The organism is Rhizobium sp. CB3060 (assembly GCF_025200735.1).
Lineage (GTDB): Bacteria > Pseudomonadota > Alphaproteobacteria > Rhizobiales > Rhizobiaceae > Rhizobium.
In genome coordinates this window covers 64,134-90,581 of record NZ_CP104161.1, presented here as the reverse complement: position 1 = coordinate 90,581, position 26,448 = coordinate 64,134, and the positions used below count along the sequence as shown (strand labels likewise).

Below are 26,448 nucleotides of genomic sequence, written 5' to 3'. Positions count from 1 at the left end.
GTTTATTCCCCTTTAGTGGTGTTGACGTTCATCGCCTTCCGTCTCGTCTTCCTGATGACGGTGGCGATATCGATGCCGAGCGCCTTCGCGGCACTTCTCTTGCTTCCATTTTCTGTGATGGATTTTTCCAGGACCCAGGCTTCGAACTCCTGGACCAGATCCTTGAAGCTCGCCGTGGCGATCTCTGCAGATTGAGATGTAGACGGCGTCACCGGCCCTGCTGCCGGCAGCCGGGCCTCCACAAGCGGCACCGGGGCGATGAAATGCTCGGCGCGTGCTACATCGGTGGCAATGGCTGCGACCCGTTCGAGAATATTGGCGAGCTCCCGAACATTGCCGGGATAGGAGTGGCCGCGCAGCCTAGCGAGAAACTCGGCAGACAGTCGCAGTTGCGGTTTGCGCCCGAGATTCAGACTGCGAAGGTGGTGGTCGATGAGAGCGTCGATCAGGTTCGGCTGCTCCCTCAAGGGGGGCAACTCGAACGGCATGACGGCGATGCGATAGTAAAGATCGCTGCGGAAGATGCCAGCCGAGACGAGATCGACGAGGTTCTCGTTCGTGGCGGCGATGATCCTGATGCGTACCTGACGCCGCTGAGCCGATCCCAGCCGACTGAAGGTCTGGGTTTCGAGAAAGGCGACCAGCTTGGACTGGGCAGCAATCGAAAGATCGCTCACCTGGTCGAGGAAGAGAATGCCGCCATCGGCTGCCTCGACATAACCGAGTTTCCCGCGTGTCGATGTGTCCAGGGTGGAGCCCGGCTCGATCCCGAACATTTCGGCATCGAACTGTCCGTCCGAAAGCAGGCCGCAACGGACATGCACGAAGGGCCTACCCTCCTTGTCCGTTCCGATCCGACGGGCGATTTCGCTTTTGCCGGTTCCTGTTTCGCCGGTCAGAAGCACGTTTGCGCCGCGGTCGAGCGCGGTTTCAGCCTTTCTGACGATCGCATCGATATCCGGCGACCTGACGAAACTCCCGCGCGTCACGCTGCCGGTTTCGGCTTGGAACCGGAAGTTCTCCGAGACTTCGTTGCGCGACTGGCGACCCGCTTCACGCATGGTGAGCAGGGCGCCATACGCGCCGCCGTCGGCTGTGCGCAGGATGTTTAGGGTGGCAACGACGCTGCGTTGCGACGTGAGCGTTCCTGAAACCTCGATGCGCTTCAGTTGCTGCAGCGCAGTCGAAAGCTTCTGGATTACCGGGCCAGCGGTCCTGGCATGTTTTGCAAGCTCGGAGCCGACCAGGTCGCCACGGGCAAGATTGAGCAGAAGTTCCAGCTTGCCGTTGACCAACTTGATGCGGCCATCGGCTTCGATAACGGCGGCGCCATCCGGTAGCGCCTCAAGAAAGCTCCCGAACTGGGAATCATCGATGAAGGCGGGACGCAGGCGGCGGTGGGAAAGGCTGGCGACGTCGTTGGCATAGAATTTCATCACACGGCCTCCTCTGCGAGTCGGCGCGTTCGGCGTTTCGTCTTGCGTCGGGCCGTCAAGACGTAGCGTCTGGTTTCACCTTCCATCAAGGCTGAGCGAAAGCGCCAGATGTCGCGGTTGTCATCGGCCGAAATCATGCCGAGATCGAGTTCGCTCTCGTCAGCGTCGAGGGCCGCTTGCCTGAGCTTGTCGGTTGCGTTCCGCGTCTCGACGAATTCCTGAATAGGGCGACCGAGAATCTGCTCGGCGCTGCGCCCCCAGGCAGCCTCCGTTGCCGGATTGGCCGCCAGCACGATGCCATTTTCCGAGATGACCAGAATGGGATCTGGTGTGGCACTCAGGATATCGAGCATCGTATCGGCTCGGTCCGAAAGCTGTTGCTCGCGCTGCTTGTAGGGGCCGATATCGCGTGTCGTTCCCCACAGCCGCACGAGAAGCCCGTCCTTGATCGCGGCGCGAAAATCGTTTTCGACCATCATCTCGCTGCCGTCGTGCCGACGGTCGACGGCGGCGGCATGGTCGAGCCTGTAGTTCGAGCGAACCAGATCGCGGATCATCTGACGGTTGATGTCGGTATCGGGGAAATAACGCGACACGGGCTGGATGTTGAAATCGAGACCTTCCGGCACGCGATAAAGCCTGGCCATCGCCTCGTTACAGGCCCGCCAGCGGCTCTCATTGGAAAAGATCCGGTCAACGATTTCTTCTTCGGCAAGGGACGTGTCCACTGGCTCTAGGAACTCGATGCACCAGCATGCCTCGGTGGCGGCGCCTATCATCTGGGACAGGATTTCCACGCGCTCGATCAGTTCGGGACCTATGCCGAGAACGCTTGGAGAAAGGGCTTGCTTGACGACGGCAAGGCCCCGCGGCCCGTCAGGCAACACACTCGCGATCATCGGAATTTCATTGTAACGCGGGGAGTTTACCCAAACGGGAAAGCTTGCGTCAGCAGGCTGCTCGCCGCGAGCAATAGCTCTCAGCAGTTGGGCGGAAGTGCTACTGTAGACGCGCTCCAACGGCACATTGCCCGTGACCTCGATGCCCAGTTCGCGAGCTTCGACCTCATTAATCGCCGCGAGGTGACCGTCTCCATCGATCCAATCGATCAGGAGGGTATCGAGTTCAGTGGCGGATAGTTTTGGTTTGGTCATTTTGTCGTCCTGCTGTTGAAAGGGATCGTCTCCTTCCCACAGCGGCTGGCTGCGATATCGCAGCAATCCAGCCGCTGAATTGGGCTGATGCAATCCAAAAAATCCCGGTCGTTGCGTAAAAAGGCGCTTGATATGCGCAATGTGCGCAATATTGCAGCAAAATGCTGCGGTATTGCGGCTTTCTGGACTATAGCGCTCAAATCGGCTTGAAGTGATCAATTAGCGCCCTTCGTTACGACAGGTACACTGCTGGGGCGTCCACCTCCGGCGACTCCCGCATCGAAAGCGATCCGGCCGGCCATGCTCACCGATAGTACAAACCTCGGCCTGAGACGCCTGGGGGTCCAATGGGATCGATGAGATCGGCTGAATGCGCAGCTTCGACGCCAGATTCAGATCCCTGACGACATCTCTAATGACGGAATTAGAATAGTGACGTAACTTCCGGCGTTCGCCGGAAAACTCAAAGGCAGGTTCACCGGACGCTTATCAACGAAGTCGCCCTCGGAGCGAACGTGAACATTCGCACGCTACAGCAAGGATTTCGCCCGCTCCGAAATACGGCGCCGTCTCCGGGAGATAAGAATGGTGCAGGCCCGCTACGAACTTCTTCAAGGGTATCCAGAAAGGCGGTTACAGACGTCGCAATGAAATGGGGCTTTCGCAATTTCGGGCGGTTTTGGGAAACCTATAGAAAACGATTTGGTGAGCCATCGTCGCAAACACGTAAACCTAGCTTGCCAAGATATGCATATCGAGCAGTGCAGCAGCAGCTCAACCAAGCGCAGGAATGAATTTTGGATGAGCATTGTAAAGCCCGACGGTGGCAACCCTCTTATCGCGGGCAATGACGCACTTCCACAGGTGTGACATCGAGCTGCGTATTTAGTCGACCCGTTCCTTCAGCAGGCGATAAAGGTGCGCACGGCTGATGCCGAGCAGTTCTGCCGCGCGCCGTTTATTTCCCTGAGTCTCTGTAAGAGCGGACTCAATTTCGGAAACGGTTTGCGATCGAAGCCTGCTTTTTAGCAGATTCATTGGATCGGTAGGAGGCGTGGTGGTCGAGACGTAGGCCATGGGTAGCGACAGCTTGCCGGTGACGATCATCCGCGTCAGCGCGTTTTCCAGTTCACGAACATTACCCGGCCATGCATAGGCGGCAAGCAGTTTGCAGTCTTGCGCCGTCAGATCTGGGACCGGCTTTCCCAGCCGGTCCGCGATGCTTGTCAGCAACCGTTCTGCAAGGTACAGGATATCTTGCCTTGCTCGCAGCGGCGGCACGTCTATCGGCAGCACATTAAGACGGTGATAAAGGTCCTCTCGGAAACGACCCGTTTGAACCAACTCGGGAAGGGGTTTGTTGGTGGCGCAGATAATGCGCAAATCGACGCTCACGGGACTTACGCCACCCACCCGCACGATTTCGTTGGTCTGCAGGACGCGGAGCAAACTCCCCTGGAGCGCGAGCGGCATGTCCCCGATTTCGTCGAGCAAAAGTACGCCACCGGTCGCAAGCTCGAATTTTCCAGGCTTGCCCTGGCTGCGCGCACCCGTGAAGGCTCCGCCTTCATATCCGAAGAGCTCGGCTTCAATAAGTTCGCTCGGGATGGAAGCGCAGTTAACCCACACAAAGGGGGCGGTGCTCCTCTCCGAAATCGCATGGATGGCGTGCGCGGCCAATTCCTTGCCGGCGCCTGTCTCGCCACGGATTATGACAGGCAGGTCGTAAGCCGCCGCCAGCTTGAGGGTATCCCGATAGGATTCCATAAGCTTGCCGATCCCAAAGATATCATCCAAGCCGAAGCGCGATTGCCACGCTTTCGGCCTTTGCGGCATGGCAAGCTCTGCCTTCGAGATTCGGCTGTACGTCTTCTTCAAGGCATCGTAGTCGGAAAACAACGCCAGGCCGACGGCACCGATGATCCTACCATCCCGCAGGACCGGAACCTGCTTCGTCACTAGTTTATGCCCGCGAACGTCGAGCGGGTAGCCGACATGAGTACCGATCCCGCGGGCGACATGGTGAAGCTTGGTCTGCGGCCCAACTACTTCTGTTATGTGTCGCCCCAGAAAGTGGTCCGCCTCGCCGCCGAGTAGGCGGCAGTAGGGCTCGTTGATCAAAACGATCGTCCCTGCCGTATCGACGGCAACGAGACAGTCCGAAACATGATCCAGCACCAGTCGGAGGAAATCGGCTTCTTCTGGCGAGCCCGCGAACCACTCCGGAAGTGTCATCTAAACCTGCCTAGGCGTCTCAATGGATTTTTATGAAGAGCAGCATACTGCCCATATGTCTCAAAGGCGAGACAAAATATGTCGCGGCATCGTGACAGTCAGAAACGATCCAGTTGGTCACGGTCGTACCAGGTCCCAAAGGAGAGAGGGATTCAAAAGCGATATTAATTATTTACGCCATCAGATCGTTCGTGCTTTCGAATTGGCCCAAGCCTTGCGAAGTCAAAGGCGTAGAAACCTAGAATGGGGAGCAATATGGTACATACCGAAACTTACACAATTGGCGATACGATAGTTCACGTATCGGGAGCGGGTTCGCCGCTCATCTTCGTGCACGGGTTCACGACGACAGCGGAATTTTGGCGCGAACAAGTTGAGGCCTTCTCGGCCAAATATAGGGTCATCCGCATCAATCTGCCGGGCCATGGTGTTTCGCCAAGGCCAGACGCTCGCAGCTACACGATCGAGGCCTTTGCGGATGATGTTCTCGGCGTCTATCGGGAATTCGCGCTGGAAAATGCCGTTCTCATAGGCCTCTCCATGGGTGGAACGGTGGCACAGAGCTTCACTCTCAGCCATCCCCAACGGGTGCAGGCGCTTGTGCTCGTCGGCGCGACGCCACACGGACTTGGAGAAGACGTCAACGTCGACAATGTGTTTAAGGCAATCGATGAACTTGGCGTCGTCCAGGCAAGCCAGAATGTCATCGAGCGCTCCTTCGGCAGGGGGGCAAGCCATGAATTGGTTGCCTTTGCCAAGGGAGAGGTTGCCCAGACGCCGGCTTTCGTCGCGCGGGAGGCCATTGCCTCCCTCAACGCCTCGGACAGCCGCGCCCATCTCCACGACATCAGCGTGCCCACTCTGGTAGTGGTCGGAAACGAGGACATCATCACGCCTCCTTCCGAGTCCGTCGTTCTCGCGAAGGGAATTTCCGAAAGCCGCCTGGAGATCATCGCAGATGCCGGTCACTTCCCGATGCTCGAACAGCCGCAGGCGTTCAATCGCGTTCTCGAGACCTTTCTTGAGGACCACGTCAATCAATCATCGCTGGTGAGGGGTAAAAGCCTCTCGCAGCCAGCCATCTGAGTGGGAGGCTCACATGTCCGTTCATGACCTTACTTCAAAGGCCGCTCCGCAAGCGGCCAATCGGGATCGCAATACGGTTCGCACCGTCTTTGCGGCAGCTCTAGGCACCGTTTTCGAGTGGTACGATTTCTTCATCTACGGCTCGCTTGCTGCCTTCTTCAGTACGCTGTTCTTTCCTAAAGGCAATGAAACTGCGGCCCTGCTTGCGGCCCTGGCCACCTTTGGTGCCGGCTTCGTCCTTCGGCCGTTCGGCGCCGTGGTGTTTGGCCGGCTCGGCGACCTTGTCGGCCGAAAAAAGACCTTCCTTGTGACCATGTTGGTCATGGGACTTGCAACGGCCGCGATCGGCCTGTTGCCCACCTACGAGTCGATCGGATGGGCTGCACCGGCTTTGCTGGTCTCATTGCGATTGCTTCAAGGCTTGGCGGTTGGCGGTGAGTTTGGTGGCGCCGTGACATATGTCGCGGAGCATTCAGACGTCAATCGGCGCGGATTTATGACGAGCTGGATCCAGATCACGGCGACGCTCGGATTGTTTCTTTCGCTGATCGTCATCGTCCTCTGCCGGTCTTCGATGTCGCCCGAGGCTTTCGCAAGCTGGGGCTGGCGCCTGCCCTTCATCGGTTCGATGCTCCTTTTGATCCTCTCGCTCTACATTCGGCTGAAACTGCACGAATCGCCAGTCTTCCAGGAGATGAAGGCTCAAGGCAAAGGATCGAAAAACCCGATAGCCGAGACCTTGGGTGATGGGAGGAACCTGCGCCTCGTGCTCGTCGCGATCTTCGGCGTCGTCGCGGGTCAGGCGGTCGTCTGGTACACAGGCCACTTCTACAGCCTTTATTTCATGACAACCACGCTGAAGATGACAGCTGATCAGGCCAACCTTTATCTTCTGGTCGCGTTGACCCTCGGCACACCATTTTTCCTATTCTTCGGGTGGCTTTCCGACAGGATAGGGCGCAAATGGATCGTTGTGACTGGTTGCGCGCTGTCTGCTTTGCTGATCATGCCGCTGTTCCAGGCGCTCGGAACCTACGGTAATCCGGCACTGGCGGAGTTCCGTGCAAAGACGTCAGTTCTGCTTGTTGGCAACGACTGCAACCATGATCAATCGTTCATCGGGCAGTTGTTCAGCCCGCAAGCGACCAGTGGATGCCAGAAGGTCAAGGCGCTTCTGACGGCTCGTGCGGTTCCTTACACGGTTAAGATCGACGCGGAGCCCCTTCGGGTTCAAGTGAACGATAGCGAAATGAAGCCATTCAACGAAGCCGAATTGCTTTCCACTCTGACCGCAAGCGGAATGCCCGATGCTAAAGCACCGGTTCAACCGAACGGACCAATGGTGGTCGCGATCCTGTTCACGCTGGTGTTCCTGGCCACGATGGTTTATGGGCCTCTTGGAGCGCTTCTGGTCGAGCTCTTTCCCGTCCGCATCCGCTATAGCGGCGTGTCGGTCGCCCTGCAGCTTGGCAATGGCTGGATCGGTGGCTTCGCGCCTTTCGTCGCCACGGCGGTGGTGATCGCGACCGGCAACATTTTCGGCGGTCTTTGGTATACAGTGGCGTTTGCCGGACTGACGGCCGTGGTCGGTGCCTTCCTTCTGCCTGAGACGCGCGGGCGCGACCTGAGAACGTGATTGCTGCAAGGTCGCGCCTGACTGCAAAGGCGTCAACCCGGTTTAACCGCCTTTGATCACTCTTGAGTAGCCCGGAGCCCTCCGGGCTTCTTATCAAAATGCCCGTAAAGCAAATTGTTTGGCCAGTGCAATCGTGCCCAGCGACGAGAGAGCTGCGGCGGACATGAGAGCAGTTGCCAACAAAAAAATCAAATTGGGAGGAGGAGTTCCATGTCGGAGAAGATCTATCCGGTCACGAAGCCGGTAAAGGCGCGCGCCCTGATCGATAAGGATAAGTACCTGAAATGGTACGAGGAGAGCATTGAGAACCCGGACAAGTTCTGGGGCAAACACGGCAAGCGGATCGACTGGTTCAAGCCCTATACCAAGGTCAAGAATACCTCCTTTACCGGCAAGGTCTCGATCAAATGGTTCGAGGATGGCCAGACCAACGTCTCCTACAATTGCATCGACCGTCATCTGAAGACCAATGGCGACCAGGTGGCGATCATCTGGGAAGGCGACAATCCCTATATCGACAAGAAGGTCACCTATAACGAGCTCTACGAGCACGTCTGCCGGATGGCCAACGTTCTGAAGAAACACGGCGTCAAGAAGGGCGATCGCGTCACCATCTACATGCCGATGATCCCGGAAGCGGCTTACGCGATGCTTGCCTGCGCCCGCATCGGCGCGGTGCATTCGATCGTCTTCGGCGGCTTCTCGCCGGAGGCCCTGGCTGGGCGCATCGTCGACTGTGAATCCACCTTCGTCATCACCTGCGACGAAGGCGTGCGCGGCGGCAAGCCGGTGCCGCTGAAGGACAACACCGATACGGCGATTCACATCGCCGCACGCCAGCACGTGATCGTGGAGAAGGTTCTGGTCGTGCGCCGCACCGGCGGCAAGACCGGCTGGGCGCCGGGCCGCGATCTCTGGCATCACCAGGAGATCGCCACGGTGAAGGCGGAATGCCCGCCGGTGAAGATGAAGGCGGAAGATCCGCTCTTCATTCTCTACACCTCAGGCTCGACCGGCAAGCCGAAGGGCGTGCTGCACACGACGGGCGGTTATCTCGTCTATGCGGCGATGACGCATGAATATGTCTTCGACTATCACGACGGCGATATCTACTGGTGCACTGCCGATGTCGGCTGGGTCACCGGCCATTCCTATATCGTCTATGGGCCGCTCGCCAATTGCGCGACGACGCTGATGTTCGAGGGCGTGCCGAATTTCCCCGATCAAGGGCGTTTCTGGGAAGTCATCGACAAGCACAAGGTCAACATCTTCTATACGGCGCCGACGGCGATCCGCTCGCTGATGGGCGCCGGCGACGACTTCGTCACCCGCTCCTCGCGCTCGTCGCTGCGCCTGCTCGGCACTGTGGGCGAACCGATCAACCCGGAAGCCTGGGAATGGTATTACAATGTCGTCGGTGACAAGCGCTGCCCTGTAATCGACACTTGGTGGCAGACGGAAACCGGCGGCCACATGATCACGCCGCTGCCCGGCGCCACCGACCTGAAACCCGGCTCGGCGACCACGCCGTTCTTCGGCATCAAGCCGCAGCTGGTCGACAATGAAGGCAAGGTGCTGGAAGGGGCGGCCGACGGCAATCTCTGCATCACCGACAGCTGGCCCGGCCAGATGCGCACGGTCTACGGCGACCACGAGCGCTTCATCCAGACCTATTTCTCCACCTATAAGGGGAAATATTTCACCGGCGACGGCTGCCGGCGCGATGCGGACGGCTATTACTGGATCACCGGCCGCGTCGACGACGTGCTCAACGTCTCCGGCCACCGGCTCGGAACGGCGGAGATGGAATCCGCACTCGTCTCGCACAATCTGGTTTCGGAGGCCGCGGTCGTCGGTTATCCGCATGCGATCAAGGGCCAGGGCATCTATTGCTACGTGACGCTGATGGCCGGCCACGAGGGTTCGGACACGCTTCGCCAGGAACTGGTGAAACATGTGCGGGCCGAGATCGGCCCGATCGCCGCACCCGACAAGATCCAGTTCGCGCCCGGCCTGCCGAAGACCCGCTCGGGCAAGATCATGCGCCGCATCCTGCGCAAGATCGCCGAAGACGATTTCGGCGCACTTGGCGACACATCGACGCTCGCCGACCCGGCCGTTGTCGACGATCTGATCGCCAACCGGCAAAACAAGGCGACTGCCGTGGGCTTGCTTACGATCTGAACTTAAAATGGATAAGGGTTTGCTCCGGCTGGCCCGTATCTATCCCACCGAGATCAAGACAATATCGCACAGGACAGCTTCGCCGTTGGTACAATCAAACCCTACGTGCGCAGGTCGCATGCATAATTCCTTCTGTCGTCGTTCAAACGTCTCCGACAGCTCGAAGCTGTCGGAGACGCTTCAAGGGGTCGCCTAGTCGGAGCTCTATGCAGCTTTGTTCAACGCAGCAGATCGGTTGCTGGTGTCCGTCCGGAACTTGGCAATGAGATTGAGGAAACCTTCAGTGTCGGTTGCAAGAGTAGCAGCGATTTCGGTGGTCGCTTGTGCCATCGTAGCATTTTTTTGTGTCGCAACGTCAAGCTGATTGATGGAGCTTGCCACACTAGAGATTGTGGTATCTTGTTCTTTGGCGCTCCGAGCAATATTCGCCACGAATTGATCTGCTTCTTCAATCTGCCTCGATATCCTTTGAAGCGCTTGTCCCGCGTCACCAACGAGACTTACTCCCTCAGAAACCTGAAGCGACGATTTTGAAATTTGGTCTTTTATCTCTTTCGCTGCTGAGGCAGAACGTTGTGCCAGTTCGCGTACTTCTTGAGCGACGACGGCGAAACCTTTCCCACTGTCGCCTGCTCGAGCAGCTTCGACGCCTGCGTTCAGTGCAAGCAGATTAGTCTGAAATGCAATTTCATCGATGACACTGATGATATTGGAAATTGCTCTCGCGGAGTCTTCAATTCCAGCCATCGCGCTGATCGCTTTTACAACGATGGCTTCACTTTGAGTGGCCTCCACACTGATGGCGTTCACCTTCGATGCTGCACTATGGGCTCCTCGGGCTGTTTCGCGAACGGCAACAGCCAGTTCATCAATTGCTGCTGATGCCTCTTCGAGGTTGGCTGCTTGAAGTTCACTTCGGCGCGCAAGATCGATTGACGCGCGATAGATTTCGTCCTTACTCGTCGAGATAACCCCGCCTTTCTCATTCACAACAGCCATTGCCGATTCAAGTTGCTCCATCGCGGTATTAAAGTTCAAACGTAACGCACCATATCTTTCACCAATGTCTGCGCAACGCACCGTAAGATCGCCCAAGGACAGTGCTTCCAAAGCATTGCTGATTGTGGAAACGACATGCGCTTGAATGGCTCGCTCTTCCGCTTCGAGACGCATTCTCTGTTCACGTTCGGCTTCGATAACGTGTTTGTTCTCCGTGTCGCGCCGCTCCAGCTCCAGCCGCCTTCTAACTCTGTCCTGAAGAGTTTTGATCGACGTGGCCATCATGCCAATCTCGCTGGGTCGATCGGTGTAGGGAATTTCGTAGGAAATATCTTGCGCAGCTATTGCGCCAAGCGCCTTCCGGATCTCGGAAAAAGGTACAGTGATGCTTCTAAGGAGAAAAATAGCGATTATTGCGCTGACCGCGAGCACTGATAAGCCAATGACCCCGGCTTTCTCATAATTTTGTTGGATCTTGCTTTGAATATCATCCATGTAGCTCCCGGTCCCCAATATGATCTTCCATGGCGCAAAGTCCCTGGCATAGGCTGTCTTCACAAATTGCTCGTCAGCAGGAAATCCCGGCTTCGGCCAAAAATATTGCAAAGAGCCGCCGCCATGACGGGCTACCTCGATTAATGTTTTAACGACCGGTGTGCCGTTCTTGTCTCTGGTGTTCAAGAAGTTCGTCCCGACGTCTTTTTTATCCGGCATTAGTACGCGCACACCATCGTAGTCATACCCGAAAATGTAGCCGGTGGGTTCGTAGCGGATTGCTTCAATGGCGTTGATGGCCGACGAAAGCGCTGCATCATGACTCAACGCTCCCGAGCTTTCTAATTGATAGAAGTGATCCATGATGGAGTACGCAATATCCACCTGGCTCTTTAATGCATTGATCCGCTCTACAGACACGTTATCCATAGCAGATTTTACCAAACTGGCCGCAGTTATAGACAACGCGCATGTCAGGCCACATATAAAAAGAACCAACTTGCTGCGCAGCGAAATATTACGCATGCTTCCCTCCGGTATGAAAATGTTCGAGAAAGTTTGCAGCCCCCTGGATGACTTCATCAACACCGTTGACACGGAAATTATCCAGTTCGGCACAGTCCATCCCGTCAATCTTCGAAGAGTTGAGTTGGAAAATATTAACAAGAGATAGAGGCCAGCATTGTCGGATCGTTTAACGACGCTATGTGGACAACGCTCGCAATGTGGATAGAAGTTACGCCAATAGGCGCTGCAAATGCTGCCGGATTTGCACTCAAACGTGAGCTGGGAAGCTATTCCAGCGTGTCGCTTCCATTTCGAAGCCGGGTGCACTGTTGAGAACTGGCCGCTTAATTCATTAAATAAAAGCCAGCAATGTACCTGCCTGCAATTTTCCTCATAAGCGTGTACCAAATTGCAGCATCCAGGATCAGCTATGTGTGACAATGCCACTCCTGCAATTTGACACCGTCCCAACAATGAGACTGTGCGTCTCTGAAAGGCGACAAAAGGTCAGTCGAATTGACTATGTAATGGATACATTGTCGGCTGTATTGTCTATATTTTTCAACGGTGTAGTAAATCAGCCTCAAACTGGCCCGATCATTGCCTTGAGATCCGCAACGGACACGATATCGCCGGGGCTGCGGCCAGAACGTCACCTGCCAGCCCGAATATCTGCTTATCGTTAGGAAGAGATCTTGCAGCTAGTCGACATTGCTGCCGCTGGATGTGGGCAGCCTGAATTGTGTGGGCGATCGGGCCTCAATCAAGCCGTCATCAAACCGCGGGGCTGTAAACACGAGATCTCAATCGAGGGGAACAAATTTCTCATTGGCCGCACCGGCGTCGCTGGTGGAGGTTGCATTTTAGACACAAAGGTTTTTTTTGGCAGGGCATCGGAGATCTTCATCCTGTGCTTGCCCGCATTTAACGATGCTGAAGCAGCAGCCGACGAGGAACGCGTTTCGACAAGGCGGAACAAAGCTTTCTTTTCAAGTAATCTCGACCTCGTCAAAGAGCGCTTGGCCCATGAGCAAGCCAACTGCATCATGTTGGCATTCGAGGCGGGTACGTTGGAGCGGCAATTAAGTGCATCTGTCGGGGAATCTGCGCTAGACGGCTTCAAATTTGACGGCATGATCGATCTTGCCACGGCAAGCGGATCACACTTGGCGGCGCTCGCTGAGTTCATCTGGAATTGTCTCGATGCCCCGGAAGGACATGGGCCTCGAGGGGAGGCTATTAAAAGTCTCTTCCAGGCAGTGATAATTGCACTTTTTCATTCCATTACTGCCAGCCATTTTCGACGGAAGTCGCGGCCCACCTCGCCCGCGATGCCTTGGCACGTAAAAAGGGCCATCGCATTCATGCGCGCAAATCTCGCAAGCCACATTGCCGTGGCAGTCATAGCGCGCGAGGTTGGCACGAGCGTAAGGGCCTTACAGGTAGCCTTTAAGCGGTTTAGACGCACCACGCCTATCTCTTATCTTCAAACGATCCGGCTTGAAGTTGCACGAGACGCGCTATTGAACAACACGTCATCCTCTTCGATTTCCGACGTCGCGCGGAATGCGGGATTCGCTCACATGGGACGCTTTGCTGCAGCCTATAGAAAAGCTTATGGGGAAACTCCATCCGCGACTGTTCTGGCTCAAAAGAGCATCCCGGCGGTAGCCGGTCGAGACACTGGCAGCGAATCGACTCATCAATGATTGTCTCGGTCTCCTTAGCTGCCCTCACTATGGAGCGGACAAATCGGGTTGCGTCACCACCGGCCCGTTCAAATCCTTTTAAGAGCAATATTTTTTATCCAATGCATTGGACCTGAACCCCCGTGTCCGAGCCGCGCGGGTGGTTTTGAAACGCGAAGGTGGGCATTCCCTTGCGGGCAGCGATTTGCTTGATCGCCGCCAAGATCGGCAACACGGCGCAGATGCTCGGTTTAGGTCAAGTATGGCGCAACTTCGAAGCGGGTATATAGGGGTAATCTTACCCAGAAATGCAACGAGCCATTCGTCTGATTGGTTGAACAAACAACAAGCTAAGGCATGACTAGAAATTATGCATCAGATTATTTTTTAATCGTGCATGATTTTTAGGCATATATTGGCGTATTTTGAAATATAATTGGCCGGAGATGATGCGATGGGCTAATTGTTTCTCTGGAGCCTTTGCCTCTTAATACCTTCACCGAGCCGATACCGGCAGATCTGGAAAACAATAAGGTTGCTAGCCGCTGGGTCTACGTGCCCTGCGATAGCCGAGTTGTACGCGAGGGCAGGGCATGACGAAATTGAAAGCAACAATCCTGACGGGTTTTCTGGGCGCTGGGAAAACCACTCTTTTGAATAGGATATTGTCAGAGCGATCCGACGAACGCATCGCGGTCATCGTAAACGAATACGGCGAAGTTGGGATCGACGGTAAGTTGATCGTCGAGACGCGCGACGAGATTGTGGAGCTCAACAATGGTTGCATTTGCTGTACTGTTCGCGAAGATCTGATCGTCGCGATCAAGAATATTCTGAACTCTAATCGGCCGATCGACCGGTTTGTGATCGAGACTTCCGGTCTGGCAGATCCCGCGCCGGTCATCCAGTCGTTCATTCTTGATGATGAGATGTCTCAGCGACTTCAATTGGATGCAATCGTCACTGTCGTCGATGCCCGACATGTCGGCTGGCAATTGTCTCAAGAAGAAGCTGTTGAGCAGATCACTTTCGCAGACGTCATTCTGTTGAACAAGATTGATCAGGAGCCGGGAGAGAGTCTCGCCGAAACAGAGCGTCGGCTCCGCCAGATTAATCCGTTAGCGGAGATTATCAGGACGTCTTCCTGTGCTGTGCCCGTCGCGAAGGTTCTGGACCGCGGCGCCTTCGATCTCAAGAATATCCTGGCGATCGATCCCCAGATTCTGGAAGACCATGAACATGAGCACGATCCGCGCGTGAGCTGCGTCGCGATCCGCGAAACCGCACCTCTGAACCCGGCCGCATTCAATATGTGGATCAATGGTCTCGTTCAGGAGAGGGGACGAGATCTGTTCAGGCTGAAAGGCATTATTCACTTCGTGGACGAGGCTCGCCGCTACGTCTTTCACGGCGTTCATATGACGTTGGAGGGGCGTCCCGGACGGCCTTGGGCAGCTTCCGAACTGCCCTTGAGCGAAATGGTCTTCATCGGTCGCAATCTGGATGAATCCATGTTGCGTGACGGCTTTGCCGCCTGCCTGGAGACCCGAAACGCCATCGCCTCCTGAAATGGGGTCGGCCAACCATAATGAAGGGAACAGTACGATGCCTCCACTTGTCGCCGCAATGATCAGCCTTGGTGCCCTCGGCGCCATTGACACTTACATCACCGCTACGGTCTGTCCCGTGCCCGTCTGGGTTACTTTCATAGCCTGGGCATCGTTTTTTGTCTGTGGTGGTGGGCAGAACGGTCTAATCAAATGTATCGTATCGAACTGGACGGGGATCGTCATCGCATCGATCACGCTGCTGATCATTCAGTTCGGTCCGTCTCATCCACTATTCGCGGCAATTCTGGTCGGGGCGGGTACGTCTGCCATGGTCCTCGTGTCGGCGGTTCCAATCCTGGGGTTTCCTCCCGCGATAGTATTCGGATTCGCATCGCTCGTTGGCACTACCGCCGCGACCGGTACGACCATCACCACTTCCGGATTCAGCCAGCCCACTCTTGTCGCCATGGCAGCGATGCTTCTTGGCGCAATTTTCGGGCGCATCTCTGAAATGGGAACAAACCTGCTGGCCTCCCGCAAATCCGCTGCCGCATAACCCGTCCGAGAAAGGAACAAAGAAGTGAAATTGCAACATTATCTTGGCGGTCTGGAAGGACTCGGCCCAGTCAGTACCGAAACACGGGTTTTCGTCGAACCGTGGGAAACAAGAATTTTCGGTATCCACACGGCTATGATGGCGCTCTCGACGCAGCTAGCGCTGCCGGCGACACCCTCAACCTTTGCAACGATCTGGACGTGGGCTGACTTACGCAAGGGGGCGGAAGCCCTCAATCCCTTCGACTATTTCAAGTACCGCTACTACGAAAAATGGCTTGGAGGCATCTCCGGCTACTTCATCGCGAACGGCTACGTAACCGACGAGGAGCTCGACGCCCTCACCGAAGTCTACTACCAGAATCCGGACACCGCCCTACCGGTTGCAGGCGCTGAAGAGATTGATGCGCGGATTGTTCGCTATCTAGTGGAAGGCGATAGCCCCAAACGCGATGTCGATGTGACCTATTCTTTCGCCGAAGGCGATCGGGTCACCGTCAAGGATGTTCCTAGTGTTGAACATACCCGTCTCCCCGGGTTCCTTCGTCACAAATCTGGCGTGGTCGAGACTGTCTATGACGGCGCCTTTACCTATCTCTGTGACACCAATGCCGACGGTATCGGCGCTGCAATGCCAGTCTACTGCGTCCGTTTCGAACCTTCCGAGCTTTGGCCCGGCAATACTGAAACGAATTTCACAATCTATGCCGACCTCTACGCCCACTATGTGGAAGCTGCCGAGGCCGTTGCCCCGGCAAAGGCGGCCTGAGCACCCTGGAGAAATCGTATGATTGACCGTTTCAAATACAGAGAAGATCGAGAGGCCTACAGCGCCGCGCGGGTGCGCGCCTTAGAAGCACTCCTGATCAAAAAGGGCATCATTACCGACAAAACCGTCGATACCGTCCTCGAGTTTTTCGCAACGAAGATGGGCCCTTTCAATGGCGCCAAGATCGTTGCGCGCGCTTGGGTGGATCCGGCCTTCAAGGAAAGGCTCGTTACGAACACGCCACAGGCAATTGCCGAGTTGGACCTGCCAGCCGGCATGGCCGGCGCTGAAGGTGAGCACATGCGAGCGGTGGCGAACGGTTCCGGTGTTCACAATCTTATCATCTGTACGCTTTGCTCGTGCTACCCGTGGCCGGTCCTTGGCCTCCCGCCCTATTGGTACAAGGACCCCACCTTCCGCAGTCGGGCCGCAAGGGAGCCACGCGCGGTTCTCAACGAGTTCGGCCTCCAGATCGCAAATGACGTCGAGATCAAGGTTTGGGACTCCAGCGCACAAATTCGTTGGTTCGTTATCCCGGAGCGGCCGGAAGGCACCGAGGAAATGTCCGAGACCGAACTGGAGACGCTCGTGACCCCCGAGGCGATGATGGGCGTAGCAGTATCCAGAGCGACATGAGGAAAAAGCCATGCTGACGCAGTTCGAACATTTCGCAGTTACCGAGATGATGGGGAAATCCGACAGTCCTCCGAGGGCGAACGGAACGCTTTGCTTCGGCTCGGAATGGGAAAAGAAGTCGTTCGGCATGGCGCTTGCGCTTGCCAAGAACGGTTACTTCGAGTGGGACGATTTTCGTGACGAATTGATCGCCTCAATCGGGGCCTGGGAAGCAAGTCATCCGGCAGATAGGTCATCATGGAATTACTACGACCAGTTCCTCTCTGCTCTCGAAACGGCGGTCGTTAAAGCAGGTATCGTCGATTCTGAAGAGATCATGGCCGCTTTCGCGGCTTGATCAATCAACTTGAACTTACAAGGATGGGTACTCCTATGTCGACTTCCTCTGCATCCGTAAATACGGCCTCTCTGTCTGGCTCAACCAGCCGCCTTCTTCAATCTGCAATGGCTGCCTGCCTCGGTTTTCTGATCGTCGGGTTTGTTGGCTTTTCGCATCTCGAGGTCGTTCACAACGCCGCGCATGACACCCGTCACGCCAACGCGTTTCCCTGCCACTGAGGGAGGCCCGAATGTCCCTTTTCCGCTCGATCGCTTTTACATCGGTTCTTGTAGGACTGATTGCCGGCCCAGCCATCACCGCTGTTCAAGCGTTCGGAACGAGCCGTTTGATCGCTCAGGCAGAAGTCTATGAAAGAGCAGGGGAGGGACATCACCACGAAGCCGCAGTAGCCGACAGTCCGATCTCCGGGCATGCAGCATCTGAACATGAGCATGAAGAGGGTGGCTGGCAGCCGTCGGACGGCTTCGAGCGGACTGCTTTCACACTCGCCGCCAACATTCTGACCTCGATAGGCTATTCGCTGGTGCTTGTAGGCTTGATCGCTCTGTGCGGGAGGACCCCGACATGGCGAGAGGGCCTTGGCTGGGGTATTGCCGCATTCGCTTGCGTGATGTTGGCCCCTATGCTCGGACTGCCGCCCGAGTTGCCGGGCACGCCATCGGCTCCGTTAGCGGAACGCCAACTTTGGTGGATCGCGACGGTGGTTTCAACTGCAGTCGCCATCGCTCTGGTCATATTCCAGCGAAAGCCATGGACGGTGGCCTTGGCCATGCTTGTAGTCGCCGCTCCCCATCTCGTGGGGGCACCCCAAGCCCCGGAAGGCTCGCACGGGCTCGCTCCGGCAGCTTTAGAAAGACAGTTTGTCGCCATGGCGGCGCTCACAAGTCTGCTCCTCTGGATAATGATTGGTTCCCTTGGGGCAACCTTCTTCCGCCGGATGGAATCGCGGTGACGATTGCGGTTTGGCGCGATGATGTTGATGCGCTTTGCTTTGATGCACCAAATGGATCACTATGTTTCATTCATAGATTAGCGTTCCGATGTCTGATTGGCAGAAATCCGATGCCTGAAGATTGCCAGAGTTTCTTTCTCGCAAATACGGCAGCTTTCGTGCACGCGGCAGCCTGGTCAAGAGTACCTGGTCGGCGATCATTTCATATGAACAGCCGGCAGGTTCGGCGAGCAATGGGAATCATCAGATTCCGACCGCAATCTATATGAGTTATCATTCTAATTAACGACGAGAGGTCTAATGCGAATCGGCATCCTATCACCTCCAGGTGTTCAGTCTCTCGACATTGTCGGGCCTGCCGAGGTGTTCTGGGAGGCGGCGCGCAGGCTCGGCGACATGTCGAAATATGACGTTCAGATCATATCTACCGGCGCACCTTCTATTGGTGGAACAGGTCAGTTGCGATTTGTTGCGGACCAAACGATCTTCGACCGAGACGAACCGATCGATACATTATTGGTCGCAGGAGATCCTTCCTTTCAGGCGATTGATCCGCATGTAATCTCTTGGCTGCGCCGCCGCGTGCCGACGGTCAGACGTTACGGGTCCATTTGCACAGGCGTCTTCCTCCTTGGTGCAGCGGGATTGCTGAAAGGTAAGAAGGTCACCACGCACTGGGAATGTGCCCCGAAGTTCAGGAAGGACTACCCCGACATAAACCTGGAGGCGGACGCCATTTTTGTGCGCGACGGCAATCTCGTTACCGCTGCGGGGGTGACGGCCGGGATAGACTTGGCGCTGTCTTTGGTTGAGGAGGACTATGGCCGAGACGTGGCTCTGATTGTTGCTCGTTACATGGTTATGTTCATGAAGCGGCCCGGCGGACAGTCGCAATTCAGTGCGCATCTGGCGGGCCAAATGTCTGAGACGACACTGATTCAGAAAGCGCAGTCCTATATTCTGGAAAACCTTCACGCCCCGCTGCCAATCGAAACCATTGCTAGCAAGGTGGGGATGAGCGTTAGAAATTTCGGGCGTGTGTTTCGACAGGAGTTGGATGTCACACCGGCGGAGTTCATTACCGCCGCGCGGACGGACATGGCGCGGCGGCTGCTGGAGGATACGCAGCAGCCTTTGCAGAAAATTGCCCGTCAGTGCGGCTTCGGCGATGTTAATGCGATGCGACGGGCGTTTATGAAGACCATCTCCGTCGGTCCGGGTGAGTATCGCTCGCGTTTTCAAAGCACGAAACCGGCTGCTGCGCGTCAACAAGTCACCAATTTTCGGCAGACCATCGATATTGGCTGATAGGATCCGGACTTCCGATCGAGCGGATCGGCCCCCAGACAGCGCACACCAAGCAGCTCAGTGTTTCTCGATGATCCATGCCGCGAGCTGAATATTCCGCGCAACATATAGTGACAGATTCTGTCCCGGTGTTGCGCTAGCTTGCCGGCATCCCGTCGGCAGGCCCCGCCGCCGCTGCATCGGACGAAACAACGTAGAGTACATGGGCAAGGAGAGCCGCCATGCAATCGTTCCAAGCTGCCGTACCCGATCAGGTCCTCAATGATCTGCGTTCGCGCCTGAGGCGCACGCGCTGGCCCGATCAAGTCGAGGAGCAAGGCTGGCAACGTGGCACGGAAGTGGGATTCCTTCGACGATTGTGTGATCATTGGGCGGAGCACTTCGATTGGCGTGCAGCCGAGACTCGTCTCAACGCGTTGCCGCAATTCAGCGCCACCATTGAGGGCTTCGGATTGCATCTAGTTCATGCCCGTTCAAAGACATCGGACGGCGTGCCGCTTCTGATGGTTAACGGCTGGCCGAGCTCGATTTTCGAGTACATCGACGTCATCCCGCGCCTTACGGCGGCCGGCTTCCATGTCGTGGCGCCTGCACTGCCGGGGTACGGCTTCTCCGACCGGCCGACCAAGCCGGGCATGAACGGCACGAAAATAGCCGACCTCTTCGCTGCCCTCATGAGTGAACTCGGCTACGAGCGTTTCCTGGCACATGGCAGCGACTGGGGTGGACTCGTCGTCGACCGAATTCGGCGCCGTCACCCGAGCCGACTCCTTGGTGTTCATCTCAGCAACGTCCATTCGCAATATCCCCCCCCGCAGGATCCGACGCCTGATGAGGAGCTTTTTCTGGGCAAGGCGCAGTGGTGGAATTTCACTGAGGGCGCATATGCAATGATCCAAGGCACCAAACCGCAGACGTTGGGCTACGGCCTCAACGACAGTCCTGCTGGCCTCGCTGCGTGGATTGTTGAGAAGTTCCAGAGCTGGAGCGACGGCGACATCGAGCAGGCCTATGGATTAGATGGCCTTTGTGCCAACCTCACCCTCTACTGGGCAACCGAGACGATCACCTCGTCAGCGAGGCTCTATGCCGAGGTCTTTGCAGATCCGGAGATGCGGACGCCGACCGAACGCGGTTCTGTGCCGGTCGGCGTGATCGTATTTCCCAAAGATATCCTTCCGGCACCCCGCGCCTGGGGTGAGCGCTGGTTCAACGTTGTGCACTGGACCGAAGCATCGCATGGTGGGCATTTTGGTGCCTGGGAAGTCCCTGACCTGTTGGCGCAGGACTTGCGTAGCTTTGCCGCTCGCGCGGTAGGTAGTACCGAATAAGTATCCATGAAACGGACCATACTTCGCATCGCCTGGCACCTGTGGCGATAGTGTTGCCGAATGTCAAAGAGCCATCGCCTATTCGACCTCTTGCAGATTCTCCGCCGCCACCGCCGACCGGTGGCGGGACTCGCGCTTGCGCGCGAAGCCGGGGTCTCTTTGCGGACCATCCGTCGCGACATCGCAAGCTTGCAGGCGATGGGCGCAGACATACAAGGGGAGGCGGGTGTCGGCTATGTTCTGAAGCCTGGCTTTCTATTGCCCCCCTTGATGTTCTCCGAGGAAGAGCTCCACGCTCTGAAGCTTGGTGCCGAATGGGTCCGCAACCAGACGGACGAAAGCCTCGCGCGAGCCGCGCAGAATTTGCTTGCGAAGGTCGATGCTATGCTCCCGGCGGGGATACAACATCAGCTCCACGACATCGGATTTTATGTTGGCCAACGGCAGCTGCAACTTCATCCTGTTGATCTGGGGATGCTGCGACAGGCGATGTCTGAACAGCGCAAAGTGCTGATCTTCTATCGTGACGTCGGCGGTGCAGCGACGCAACGCATTATCTGGCCAATCTCGCTGGGGTTTATCGAGAACGAGCGTTACGTCGCCAGTTGGTGCGAAATGCGGCATGACTTCCGAACGTTCCGCATCGATCGCATTGACCATGCCGATATCCGGTCCGAGCACTATCCAGGCGATCGGCGAGATCTTGTCAAGCAATGGCGGTTGCAGGTCGCCAGCGGGGGCACTCAACATACCAAATAGTGAACCGCGCCGGGTTTGCTGGAGGCCGGTTTAAGTTATGCGGCCATGGCTGGTTCGTCCAGCGTGGTGTAATACTGCTCCTCGGCTTCGGCTGGCAGAATGTTGCCGACGGGCTCCAGAAGTCGTCGATGGTTGAACCAGTCGACCCATTCCAGGGTGGCGAACTCAACCACTTCGGAGGCCACCGACGGTGAGTACAGCAATCTTCATGGCGTGAATGATACCAAAACTGACACTCGCGGCAATACCTCCAAATCTCGTCTTGCCCTACAGAGACAGCAGTCGAATTCCGACGCCAACCGAAGGAGACTGACCCATGATGGAGCTTGCGTCGTTCGCCCCTCCGGAGGGCAAAGAAGCTGAAGTTGAGAAATCCCGCCCTCTATCGAATTGATCGATGTATTGGGCTGCAAGAAGCCTAAACGCTGAATGATGGTTTGCAGCAGGCAGATAAGTTCACCAGTCTGACCCGCAATGGACTTTGGTGCCACTTAGGAAAATGGTTCCGTTAATTTGTCTATAGCGAAAAGACTGGCAGGAAAGGACGTGATGTCACCAAAGGAGTTGAAAGCGAAGCTGCGCCGGGAGCGACTCGCATTGCGCGATGCGATGCTGCCGACGGCACGGATCCAAGCAAGCCTGATGATGGCCGATCATGCCGGCGATGTCATAGCGATGGGCCGCGGAAACATCGTGTCCGGCTTCTCGCCGATCCGCTCAGAGGCCGACATCCGACCGCTGATGGTACGGCTGAAGAATTACGGCATCCGGCTGTGCCTACCTGCGATCGTCGACAAGAAGACGATCGTCTTCCGGGAACTGCTCGATGGCATCGCGGTCGTCGAAACCGGCTTGGGCACTACGGGTCCAGGACCAGAGGCAGCGGAGCTAGACCCTGACATAATGCTCGTGCCACTTTCGGCATTCGACGCAACCGGCCACAGGATCGGTTACGGCGGCGGCTACTATGACAGGGCCATAAATCGGCTGCGCAACAAAGGCCATCTGCCGAAATTAATTGGTATTGCATTCGACTGCCAAGAAGTGGCAACAGTGCCTGATGAACCGCACGACATGGCGCTGGACGCTGTCCTTACGGAGAGTGGGTTCCGGCATTTCTAGCACATTCGGGACGGAAAGGGTTCTCTTGCCGCGCCACGAAACTAAGAGATGACCATCTCAGCTCGCTTCGCGAGCGCATGGCACTGCGGGCGTCGATCGTCTGCGGCTTACAAAGAGGACTGCCGGCGTCACAGGAGCGCTCGCGTTCACCGAACCAACCTTCCAACCATTGCCGAAAGATGTAAAGACCGTGAGACTAGGGAGAGCAGAGCCCCGTCTGAAGATCTTCCGAGAATGGCCGCTGTGTTCGGTATCACATACTATGCTAAACAGACGTGTGGCAAAGATTGATGCTATGCGGTGGCGCGCACGCGATCTGACATCATCAGTTCATGCGACTGGTCCACGGCCCAATGGGCTTAAGTTAAGATAGCAACGGTGACGGCATGCTTACGGCTTAGAATAGTTTGGGTGCACGCACGGTCAGGAAATCGATGAAAGTCCGAATCTTCGCAGAAAGGTATTTCCGGCTGGGATAAACGGCATGGAGGGTGTTGCTCAGTCCGATGCTCCCTGGAAGCACCACTTCGAAACGACCATCCTTCAAATCCTGTTCAGCCAGCCATCTGGGCAGGTAAACCAAGCCCATACCGCGCAAGGCGGCTAAGTGAAGAACCGTCTCGTTGCTGCTTAGCAACACATTGCGAAACGTAACTTTATCCCTGTCCTTATGGTCGTTGAGCAAAATACCGTCGCTAATGTTGAGGCCATTGAACCGAAGGAGCGCATGCCCGTTCAACTCGGCCACCGTTTGAGGGCGCCCTGTACGGTCCAGATAGTCGGGCGCCGCCATCAAAAGAAAGTCTATTTGGGCCAGAGGACGGGCGATCAGGCCCGGATCAAGTCGGCTGGATGACATTGCGCGTAGCGCCAGATCAAATCCCTCGTCCACGAGGTTGACGACCCGGCTGCTTAGATCAAGGTCCAGGGTCACATCGGGATACCGCTGGCCATATTCCTTCAGAAGATCCACGAAACTCGGACTTGCCAGCCACACCGGTGCACTGACCTTAAGAGTTCCGCGGGGCGAGACCGTGACGTTGCCGATAGCGGCTTCCAACTCGTCTAAGCCTTCAAGCATCTGCTTGGCATGATTGAAATAAAGGGCCCCGGGTTCGGTAAGGCTGACCGTACGGCTGGTACGGTTCAAAAGCCTGCTTCCGAGACGACCCTCAAGATGCATGACGTGTTTGCTTGCCATCGCGTTCGATATGCCGAGGCGGTCTCCGGCAGCCGTGAAGCTTTTCAGTTCGGCGACAGCGCAGAACACCTTGAGACTGGTCAGTGTATCCATGAATCATCAACATTTGGGAAATGGTTCGTCAATAACGACTACATTGATCAATCAGAGGGGAAAAATCAATTTCCCCGTTATCAGATATTCCCTGAAAGCTCACCCTCGGCCGCACCACAAGCGGCGAGTTTGAAGTGAACAGCAAGAAGGATAGCCCGGTGACCGATCTTCGACTGCCGACCTATTTTATCAGCCACGGCGGCGGCCCCTGGCCCTACATGACGGGCGAGTTCCGTCGAAACTTCGATCAACTCGAAAAGTCACTCATTGACACGCGTATCGAGCTTGCCGACAAGCCAACGGCCATCCTCGTCATTTCCGGGCACTGGGAAGAGGAGGGCTTTGCGATCTCGTCGGGTACTAAGCCCGGTATGCTGTTCGACTATCACGGTTTTCCGGACGATCTCTACCGGATCGCCTACACGGCTCCTGGCTCGCCGGAACTCGCCGCGCGCGTGAGGGACCTACTTCGTCTCATCGGCGTCGATGCCGCGCTTGATCCGACGCGCGGATACGACCACGGCACTTTCAGTATTATGAAGCCGCTTTATCCAGAGGAGGATATTCCGGTAGTGCAACTGTCGCTGGACACAAGCTACGATCCGGCGTTGCACCTCAATGTCGGCCGGGCGCTCGCCCCTCTGCGTGACGAAGGCGTGCTCCTCATTGGCAGCGGGCTCAGCTACCACAACTTGTCGGCAATGTTCGACAATAGCGGCGCTGTCGCGTCGCGCCGTTTCGACGCTTGGCTTCATGAAACGCTCGTGCGATGCCCGACTGACACGCGCACCGAGCGGCTCATCGGTTGGGAAAAAGCGCCCGCCGCCCGTGCGGCGCATCCCCGCGAAGATCACCTCATTCCGCTGATGGTGGTGGTCGGCGCTGCTGAGGAAGAGCCGGGCGCGACCATCTATCACCAGAAAGACCTTTTCGGCGGACTGACCGCCTCGAGCTTCCGATTTGGCCCGCTCCCGTCAGCCAACCCAACGAATAGAGAAATTCAATGACCCGCAAAACGTTCAAGCCAGTCGTCTACCTCAAAGAAAACTGCCCGTTCTGCCTCAAGGTGCGTATCGCTCTTTTGGAAACGGGACTGGCGCTACAGGTCGACACCCGTGACTTCGCGGCCGGCTCGGATGAAGAACAGAAGATCCGGGCGGAGCTTCAGCCGCATATGGAAAAGATCTCGTTCCCTGCGGCGCAGCTTGAACCTGGCGGCTACGTAAGCGAGTCCGACGATATCGTGGCTTTCTTCGCCGCCATAGCAGGCCGCGATCCGAAAGAAATGACCGTCTACCGGAACTATGTCGATGGCGTCTTTTCCATGTCGATGCAACTCTGGAAGGAAAACATGGAACTCAAGAAGGCGGCTTCAAGCGCTTGATTCCTTACACCACATCACATTCATTGGAGCCCAAAATGTCTGTTGCCAGCGAACGGACGCCCTATGTCCTCTCGGCCTTGCGCATCATCGCCTTGCTTCTCGCAGCCGGCGCTCCCGGCAAGGTCGTCATCAGGCATTGAAAAAATCCGCACGTGCCGCAACCACAGACTGTTGCTGCATCAGGTGCCACCAGCTTAATCCCCCAAAGAAAGGCAGTACCCCATGACCAGCAACAAGGAAATTGTCGTGCATTTCTACGACCAATTGTTCACTCACGGCAATCTCGAGGTGATCAACCAGTATATCGGCAATGAATACATCAACCACAACCCAAACGGAGGCGACGGCGCTGAATCACTGCGCGGTTTCATAAAGTACTTCAAGTCAGCCCATCCGAACATGACCCACACCGTTCATCGTGTTCTCGCCGAAGACGACCTGGTTCTGTTGCATTCGCACGCCATTCTGGAACCTGGCACCGCCGGGCAGGCCGTGATCGATATTTACCGTGTGCTTGACGGCAAGATCGTTGAGCATTGGGATGTCATACAGCCGGTTCCGGAGACCACCGTGAGCGGCAATGATATGTTCACCACGCTCAGCGCAACGACGGGGTCATCTCCGGACCCGAACGGCTCTGCCACGGAAAGCAAGAAAGTGGTCATGGCTCTGATCGATGAATTGACGGTCAAGCGCGACCTCACCGCATATGACCGGTACGTGCTCGACCCCTACTATCAGCACAATCCGAAGCGGGTAAACGGCGTTGCAGCGGAGAGGGAAGGATTCGTGTCAGCCTTTGCCGCCATGCCGAACCTCTCCATCGACGTGAAGCGGGTCATCGCTGATGGCGACATGGTTGCCGTGCACGCCAATTTCAAGCCTCACCCGGACGACCGCGGCATGGCGGTGATTGAGTTGTTCCGCGTCCGCGACGGCAAGGTGGTCGAGCACTGGGACGCAAATCAGCCCGTCCCTGAGACCTCGCGCAACACCAACACCATGTTTTGATGCAAGGCGGGGGCAAA

23 protein-coding genes and 1 pseudogene are annotated in these 26,448 nt (G+C 56.5%); 18 read left to right on the top strand and 6 right to left on the bottom strand.

Features of this window, described 5'->3' with window-relative positions; genetic code table 11:
- Window positions 1–2: 2 nt before the first annotated feature.
- From N2601_RS32595 to N2601_RS32585, 3 genes are all read right to left on the bottom strand, one after another.
- Window positions 3–1,436, bottom strand: a complete 1,434-nt coding sequence (locus tag N2601_RS32595) for a sigma 54-interacting transcriptional regulator (RefSeq protein WP_260306072.1) — start codon at window positions 1,434–1,436, stop codon at window positions 3–5.
- A complete protein-coding gene (locus N2601_RS32590) occupies window positions 1,436–2,590 on the bottom strand; it encodes a PAS domain S-box protein (protein WP_260306070.1) in 1,155 nt (384 codons plus the stop codon). The genes N2601_RS32595 and N2601_RS32590 overlap by 1 nt, the downstream gene beginning before the upstream one ends.
- Window positions 2,591–3,475: 885 nt before the next feature.
- Window positions 3,476–4,825 carry a sigma-54 interaction domain-containing protein gene (locus N2601_RS32585; protein ID WP_260306069.1) on the bottom strand — a complete coding sequence of 450 codons (1,350 nt, stop codon included), beginning with the start codon at window positions 4,823–4,825 and terminating at the stop codon, window positions 3,476–3,478.
- A gap of 255 nt (window positions 4,826–5,080) precedes the next feature.
- Between N2601_RS32585 and N2601_RS32580 the strand changes: the two genes are divergently transcribed.
- The 3 genes from N2601_RS32580 (at window position 5,081) to acs (ending at window position 9,731) form a co-directional block, all read left to right on the top strand.
- On the top strand, window positions 5,081–5,911 hold the full coding sequence (locus tag N2601_RS32580; protein ID WP_260306067.1) for an alpha/beta fold hydrolase: 831 nt from the start codon (window positions 5,081–5,083) through the stop codon (window positions 5,909–5,911).
- Window positions 5,912–5,924: 13 nt separating this feature from the next.
- A complete protein-coding gene (locus tag N2601_RS32575) occupies window positions 5,925–7,547 on the top strand; it encodes an MFS transporter (RefSeq protein WP_260306066.1) in 1,623 nt (540 codons plus the stop codon).
- A 210-nt stretch (window positions 7,548–7,757) separates the two neighbouring features.
- Window positions 7,758–9,731, top strand: a complete 1,974-nt coding sequence (gene acs, locus N2601_RS32570; RefSeq protein WP_260306065.1) for an acetate--CoA ligase — start codon at window positions 7,758–7,760, stop codon at window positions 9,729–9,731.
- Between the two features lie 204 nt (window positions 9,732–9,935).
- Here acs and N2601_RS32565 read toward each other — a convergent pair whose 3' ends face one another.
- Entirely contained in the window at window positions 9,936–11,750 is a 1,815-nt protein-coding gene (locus N2601_RS32565) for a methyl-accepting chemotaxis protein (protein WP_260306064.1), read from the bottom strand.
- 677 nt (window positions 11,751–12,427) lie between these two features.
- Here N2601_RS32565 and N2601_RS32560 point away from each other — a divergent pair.
- From N2601_RS32560 to N2601_RS32510, 11 genes are all read left to right on the top strand, one after another.
- Window positions 12,428–13,441, top strand: coding sequence for a helix-turn-helix transcriptional regulator (locus N2601_RS32560; RefSeq protein ID WP_260306063.1), 1,014 nt, complete (start codon window positions 12,428–12,430; stop codon window positions 13,439–13,441).
- A 572-nt stretch (window positions 13,442–14,013) separates the two neighbouring features.
- A complete protein-coding gene (locus N2601_RS32555) occupies window positions 14,014–14,988 on the top strand; it encodes a CobW family GTP-binding protein (protein WP_260306062.1) in 975 nt (324 codons plus the stop codon).
- 37 nt (window positions 14,989–15,025) lie between these two features.
- On the top strand, window positions 15,026–15,526 hold the full coding sequence (locus tag N2601_RS32550; protein ID WP_260306061.1) for a DUF1097 domain-containing protein: 501 nt from the start codon (window positions 15,026–15,028) through the stop codon (window positions 15,524–15,526).
- A 24-nt stretch (window positions 15,527–15,550) separates the two neighbouring features.
- Window positions 15,551–16,294 carry a nitrile hydratase subunit beta gene (gene nthB / locus N2601_RS32545; RefSeq protein ID WP_260306060.1) on the top strand — a complete coding sequence of 248 codons (744 nt, stop codon included), beginning with the start codon at window positions 15,551–15,553 and terminating at the stop codon, window positions 16,292–16,294.
- 18 nt (window positions 16,295–16,312) lie between these two features.
- A complete protein-coding gene (gene nthA, locus N2601_RS32540) occupies window positions 16,313–16,930 on the top strand; it encodes a nitrile hydratase subunit alpha (RefSeq protein WP_260306059.1) in 618 nt (205 codons plus the stop codon).
- 10 nt (window positions 16,931–16,940) lie between these two features.
- Complete coding sequence (locus N2601_RS32535) at window positions 16,941–17,267, top strand: nitrile hydratase accessory protein (protein WP_260306058.1); 327 nt, start codon at window positions 16,941–16,943, stop codon at window positions 17,265–17,267.
- A gap of 35 nt (window positions 17,268–17,302) precedes the next feature.
- The gene (locus N2601_RS32530) at window positions 17,303–17,488 is read left to right on the top strand and encodes a CbtB domain-containing protein (RefSeq protein WP_260306057.1); all 186 of its coding nucleotides are present in this window, start codon (window positions 17,303–17,305) and stop codon (window positions 17,486–17,488) included.
- A gap of 11 nt (window positions 17,489–17,499) precedes the next feature.
- Window positions 17,500–18,222 (top strand): CbtA family protein, encoded by a 723-nt coding sequence (locus tag N2601_RS32525; protein ID WP_260306056.1) that lies wholly within the window; start codon window positions 17,500–17,502, stop codon window positions 18,220–18,222.
- A gap of 300 nt (window positions 18,223–18,522) precedes the next feature.
- Entirely contained in the window at window positions 18,523–19,530 is a 1,008-nt protein-coding gene (locus N2601_RS32520; protein ID WP_260306054.1) for a GlxA family transcriptional regulator, read from the top strand.
- A 221-nt stretch (window positions 19,531–19,751) separates the two neighbouring features.
- Entirely contained in the window at window positions 19,752–20,861 is a 1,110-nt protein-coding gene (locus N2601_RS32515) for an epoxide hydrolase family protein (RefSeq protein ID WP_260306053.1), read from the top strand.
- A 60-nt stretch (window positions 20,862–20,921) separates the two neighbouring features.
- Entirely contained in the window at window positions 20,922–21,620 is a 699-nt protein-coding gene (locus tag N2601_RS32510) for a helix-turn-helix transcriptional regulator (RefSeq protein WP_260306052.1), read from the top strand.
- Between the two features lie 35 nt (window positions 21,621–21,655).
- Here the strand turns inward: N2601_RS32510 and N2601_RS32505 are convergent.
- Window positions 21,656–21,796, bottom strand: a pseudogene (locus tag N2601_RS32505) (IS3 family transposase); the annotation flags it as partial.
- Between the two features lie 373 nt (window positions 21,797–22,169).
- Between N2601_RS32505 and N2601_RS32500 the strand changes: the two are divergent.
- Window positions 22,170–22,742: a 5-formyltetrahydrofolate cyclo-ligase gene (locus tag N2601_RS32500; RefSeq protein WP_260306051.1), complete on the top strand. Its 573-nt coding sequence runs from the start codon at window positions 22,170–22,172 to the stop codon at window positions 22,740–22,742.
- Between the two features lie 397 nt (window positions 22,743–23,139).
- Here N2601_RS32500 and N2601_RS32495 read toward each other — a convergent pair whose 3' ends face one another.
- A complete protein-coding gene (locus N2601_RS32495) occupies window positions 23,140–24,036 on the bottom strand; it encodes a LysR family transcriptional regulator (protein ID WP_260306050.1) in 897 nt (298 codons plus the stop codon).
- 158 nt (window positions 24,037–24,194) lie between these two features.
- On the opposite strand from N2601_RS32495, the gene N2601_RS32490 reads away from it, so the two are divergent.
- The 3 genes from N2601_RS32490 to N2601_RS32480 all read left to right on the top strand — a co-directional run bounded on the left by N2601_RS32490 (window position 24,195) and on the right by N2601_RS32480 (window position 26,431).
- Window positions 24,195–25,043, top strand: coding sequence for a DODA-type extradiol aromatic ring-opening family dioxygenase (locus N2601_RS32490; RefSeq protein WP_260306049.1), 849 nt, complete (start codon window positions 24,195–24,197; stop codon window positions 25,041–25,043).
- Window positions 25,040–25,420, top strand: coding sequence for a glutathione S-transferase N-terminal domain-containing protein (locus tag N2601_RS32485; protein WP_260306048.1), 381 nt, complete (start codon window positions 25,040–25,042; stop codon window positions 25,418–25,420). Before N2601_RS32490 ends, N2601_RS32485 begins: the two co-directional genes overlap by 4 nt.
- Window positions 25,421–25,642: 222 nt before the next feature.
- Complete coding sequence (locus tag N2601_RS32480) at window positions 25,643–26,431, top strand: nuclear transport factor 2 family protein (RefSeq protein WP_260306047.1); 789 nt, start codon at window positions 25,643–25,645, stop codon at window positions 26,429–26,431.
- The last annotated feature ends 17 nt before the right edge of the window (window positions 26,432–26,448 follow it).

Coding starts and splice junctions, on each gene's coding strand:
- N2601_RS32565 (WP_260306064.1), bottom strand. CDS start 11,750: ATGCGTAATATTTCGCTGCGCAGCAAGTTGGTTCTTTTTATATGTGGC.
- N2601_RS32495 (WP_260306050.1), bottom strand. CDS start 24,036: ATGGATACACTGACCAGTCTCAAGGTGTTCTGCGCTGTCGCCGAACTG.
- N2601_RS32480 (WP_260306047.1), top strand. CDS start 25,643: ATGACCAGCAACAAGGAAATTGTCGTGCATTTCTACGACCAATTGTTC.
- N2601_RS32515 (WP_260306053.1), top strand. CDS start 19,752: ATGCAATCGTTCCAAGCTGCCGTACCCGATCAGGTCCTCAATGATCTG.
- N2601_RS32530 (WP_260306057.1), top strand. CDS start 17,303: ATGTCGACTTCCTCTGCATCCGTAAATACGGCCTCTCTGTCTGGCTCA.
- nthA (WP_260306059.1), top strand. CDS start 16,313: ATGATTGACCGTTTCAAATACAGAGAAGATCGAGAGGCCTACAGCGCC.
- N2601_RS32550 (WP_260306061.1), top strand. CDS start 15,026: ATGCCTCCACTTGTCGCCGCAATGATCAGCCTTGGTGCCCTCGGCGCC.
- N2601_RS32520 (WP_260306054.1), top strand. CDS start 18,523: ATGCGAATCGGCATCCTATCACCTCCAGGTGTTCAGTCTCTCGACATT.
- N2601_RS32500 (WP_260306051.1), top strand. CDS start 22,170: ATGTCACCAAAGGAGTTGAAAGCGAAGCTGCGCCGGGAGCGACTCGCA.
- N2601_RS32590 (WP_260306070.1), bottom strand. CDS start 2,590: ATGACCAAACCAAAACTATCCGCCACTGAACTCGATACCCTCCTGATC.
- N2601_RS32580 (WP_260306067.1), top strand. CDS start 5,081: ATGGTACATACCGAAACTTACACAATTGGCGATACGATAGTTCACGTA.
- N2601_RS32575 (WP_260306066.1), top strand. CDS start 5,925: ATGTCCGTTCATGACCTTACTTCAAAGGCCGCTCCGCAAGCGGCCAAT.
- N2601_RS32595 (WP_260306072.1), bottom strand. CDS start 1,436: ATGAAATTCTATGCCAACGACGTCGCCAGCCTTTCCCACCGCCGCCTG.
- N2601_RS32585 (WP_260306069.1), bottom strand. CDS start 4,825: ATGACACTTCCGGAGTGGTTCGCGGGCTCGCCAGAAGAAGCCGATTTC.
- N2601_RS32510 (WP_260306052.1), top strand. CDS start 20,922: ATGTCAAAGAGCCATCGCCTATTCGACCTCTTGCAGATTCTCCGCCGC.
- acs (WP_260306065.1), top strand. CDS start 7,758: ATGTCGGAGAAGATCTATCCGGTCACGAAGCCGGTAAAGGCGCGCGCC.
- N2601_RS32535 (WP_260306058.1), top strand. CDS start 16,941: ATGCTGACGCAGTTCGAACATTTCGCAGTTACCGAGATGATGGGGAAA.
- N2601_RS32555 (WP_260306062.1), top strand. CDS start 14,014: ATGACGAAATTGAAAGCAACAATCCTGACGGGTTTTCTGGGCGCTGGG.
- N2601_RS32485 (WP_260306048.1), top strand. CDS start 25,040: ATGACCCGCAAAACGTTCAAGCCAGTCGTCTACCTCAAAGAAAACTGC.
- N2601_RS32525 (WP_260306056.1), top strand. CDS start 17,500: ATGTCCCTTTTCCGCTCGATCGCTTTTACATCGGTTCTTGTAGGACTG.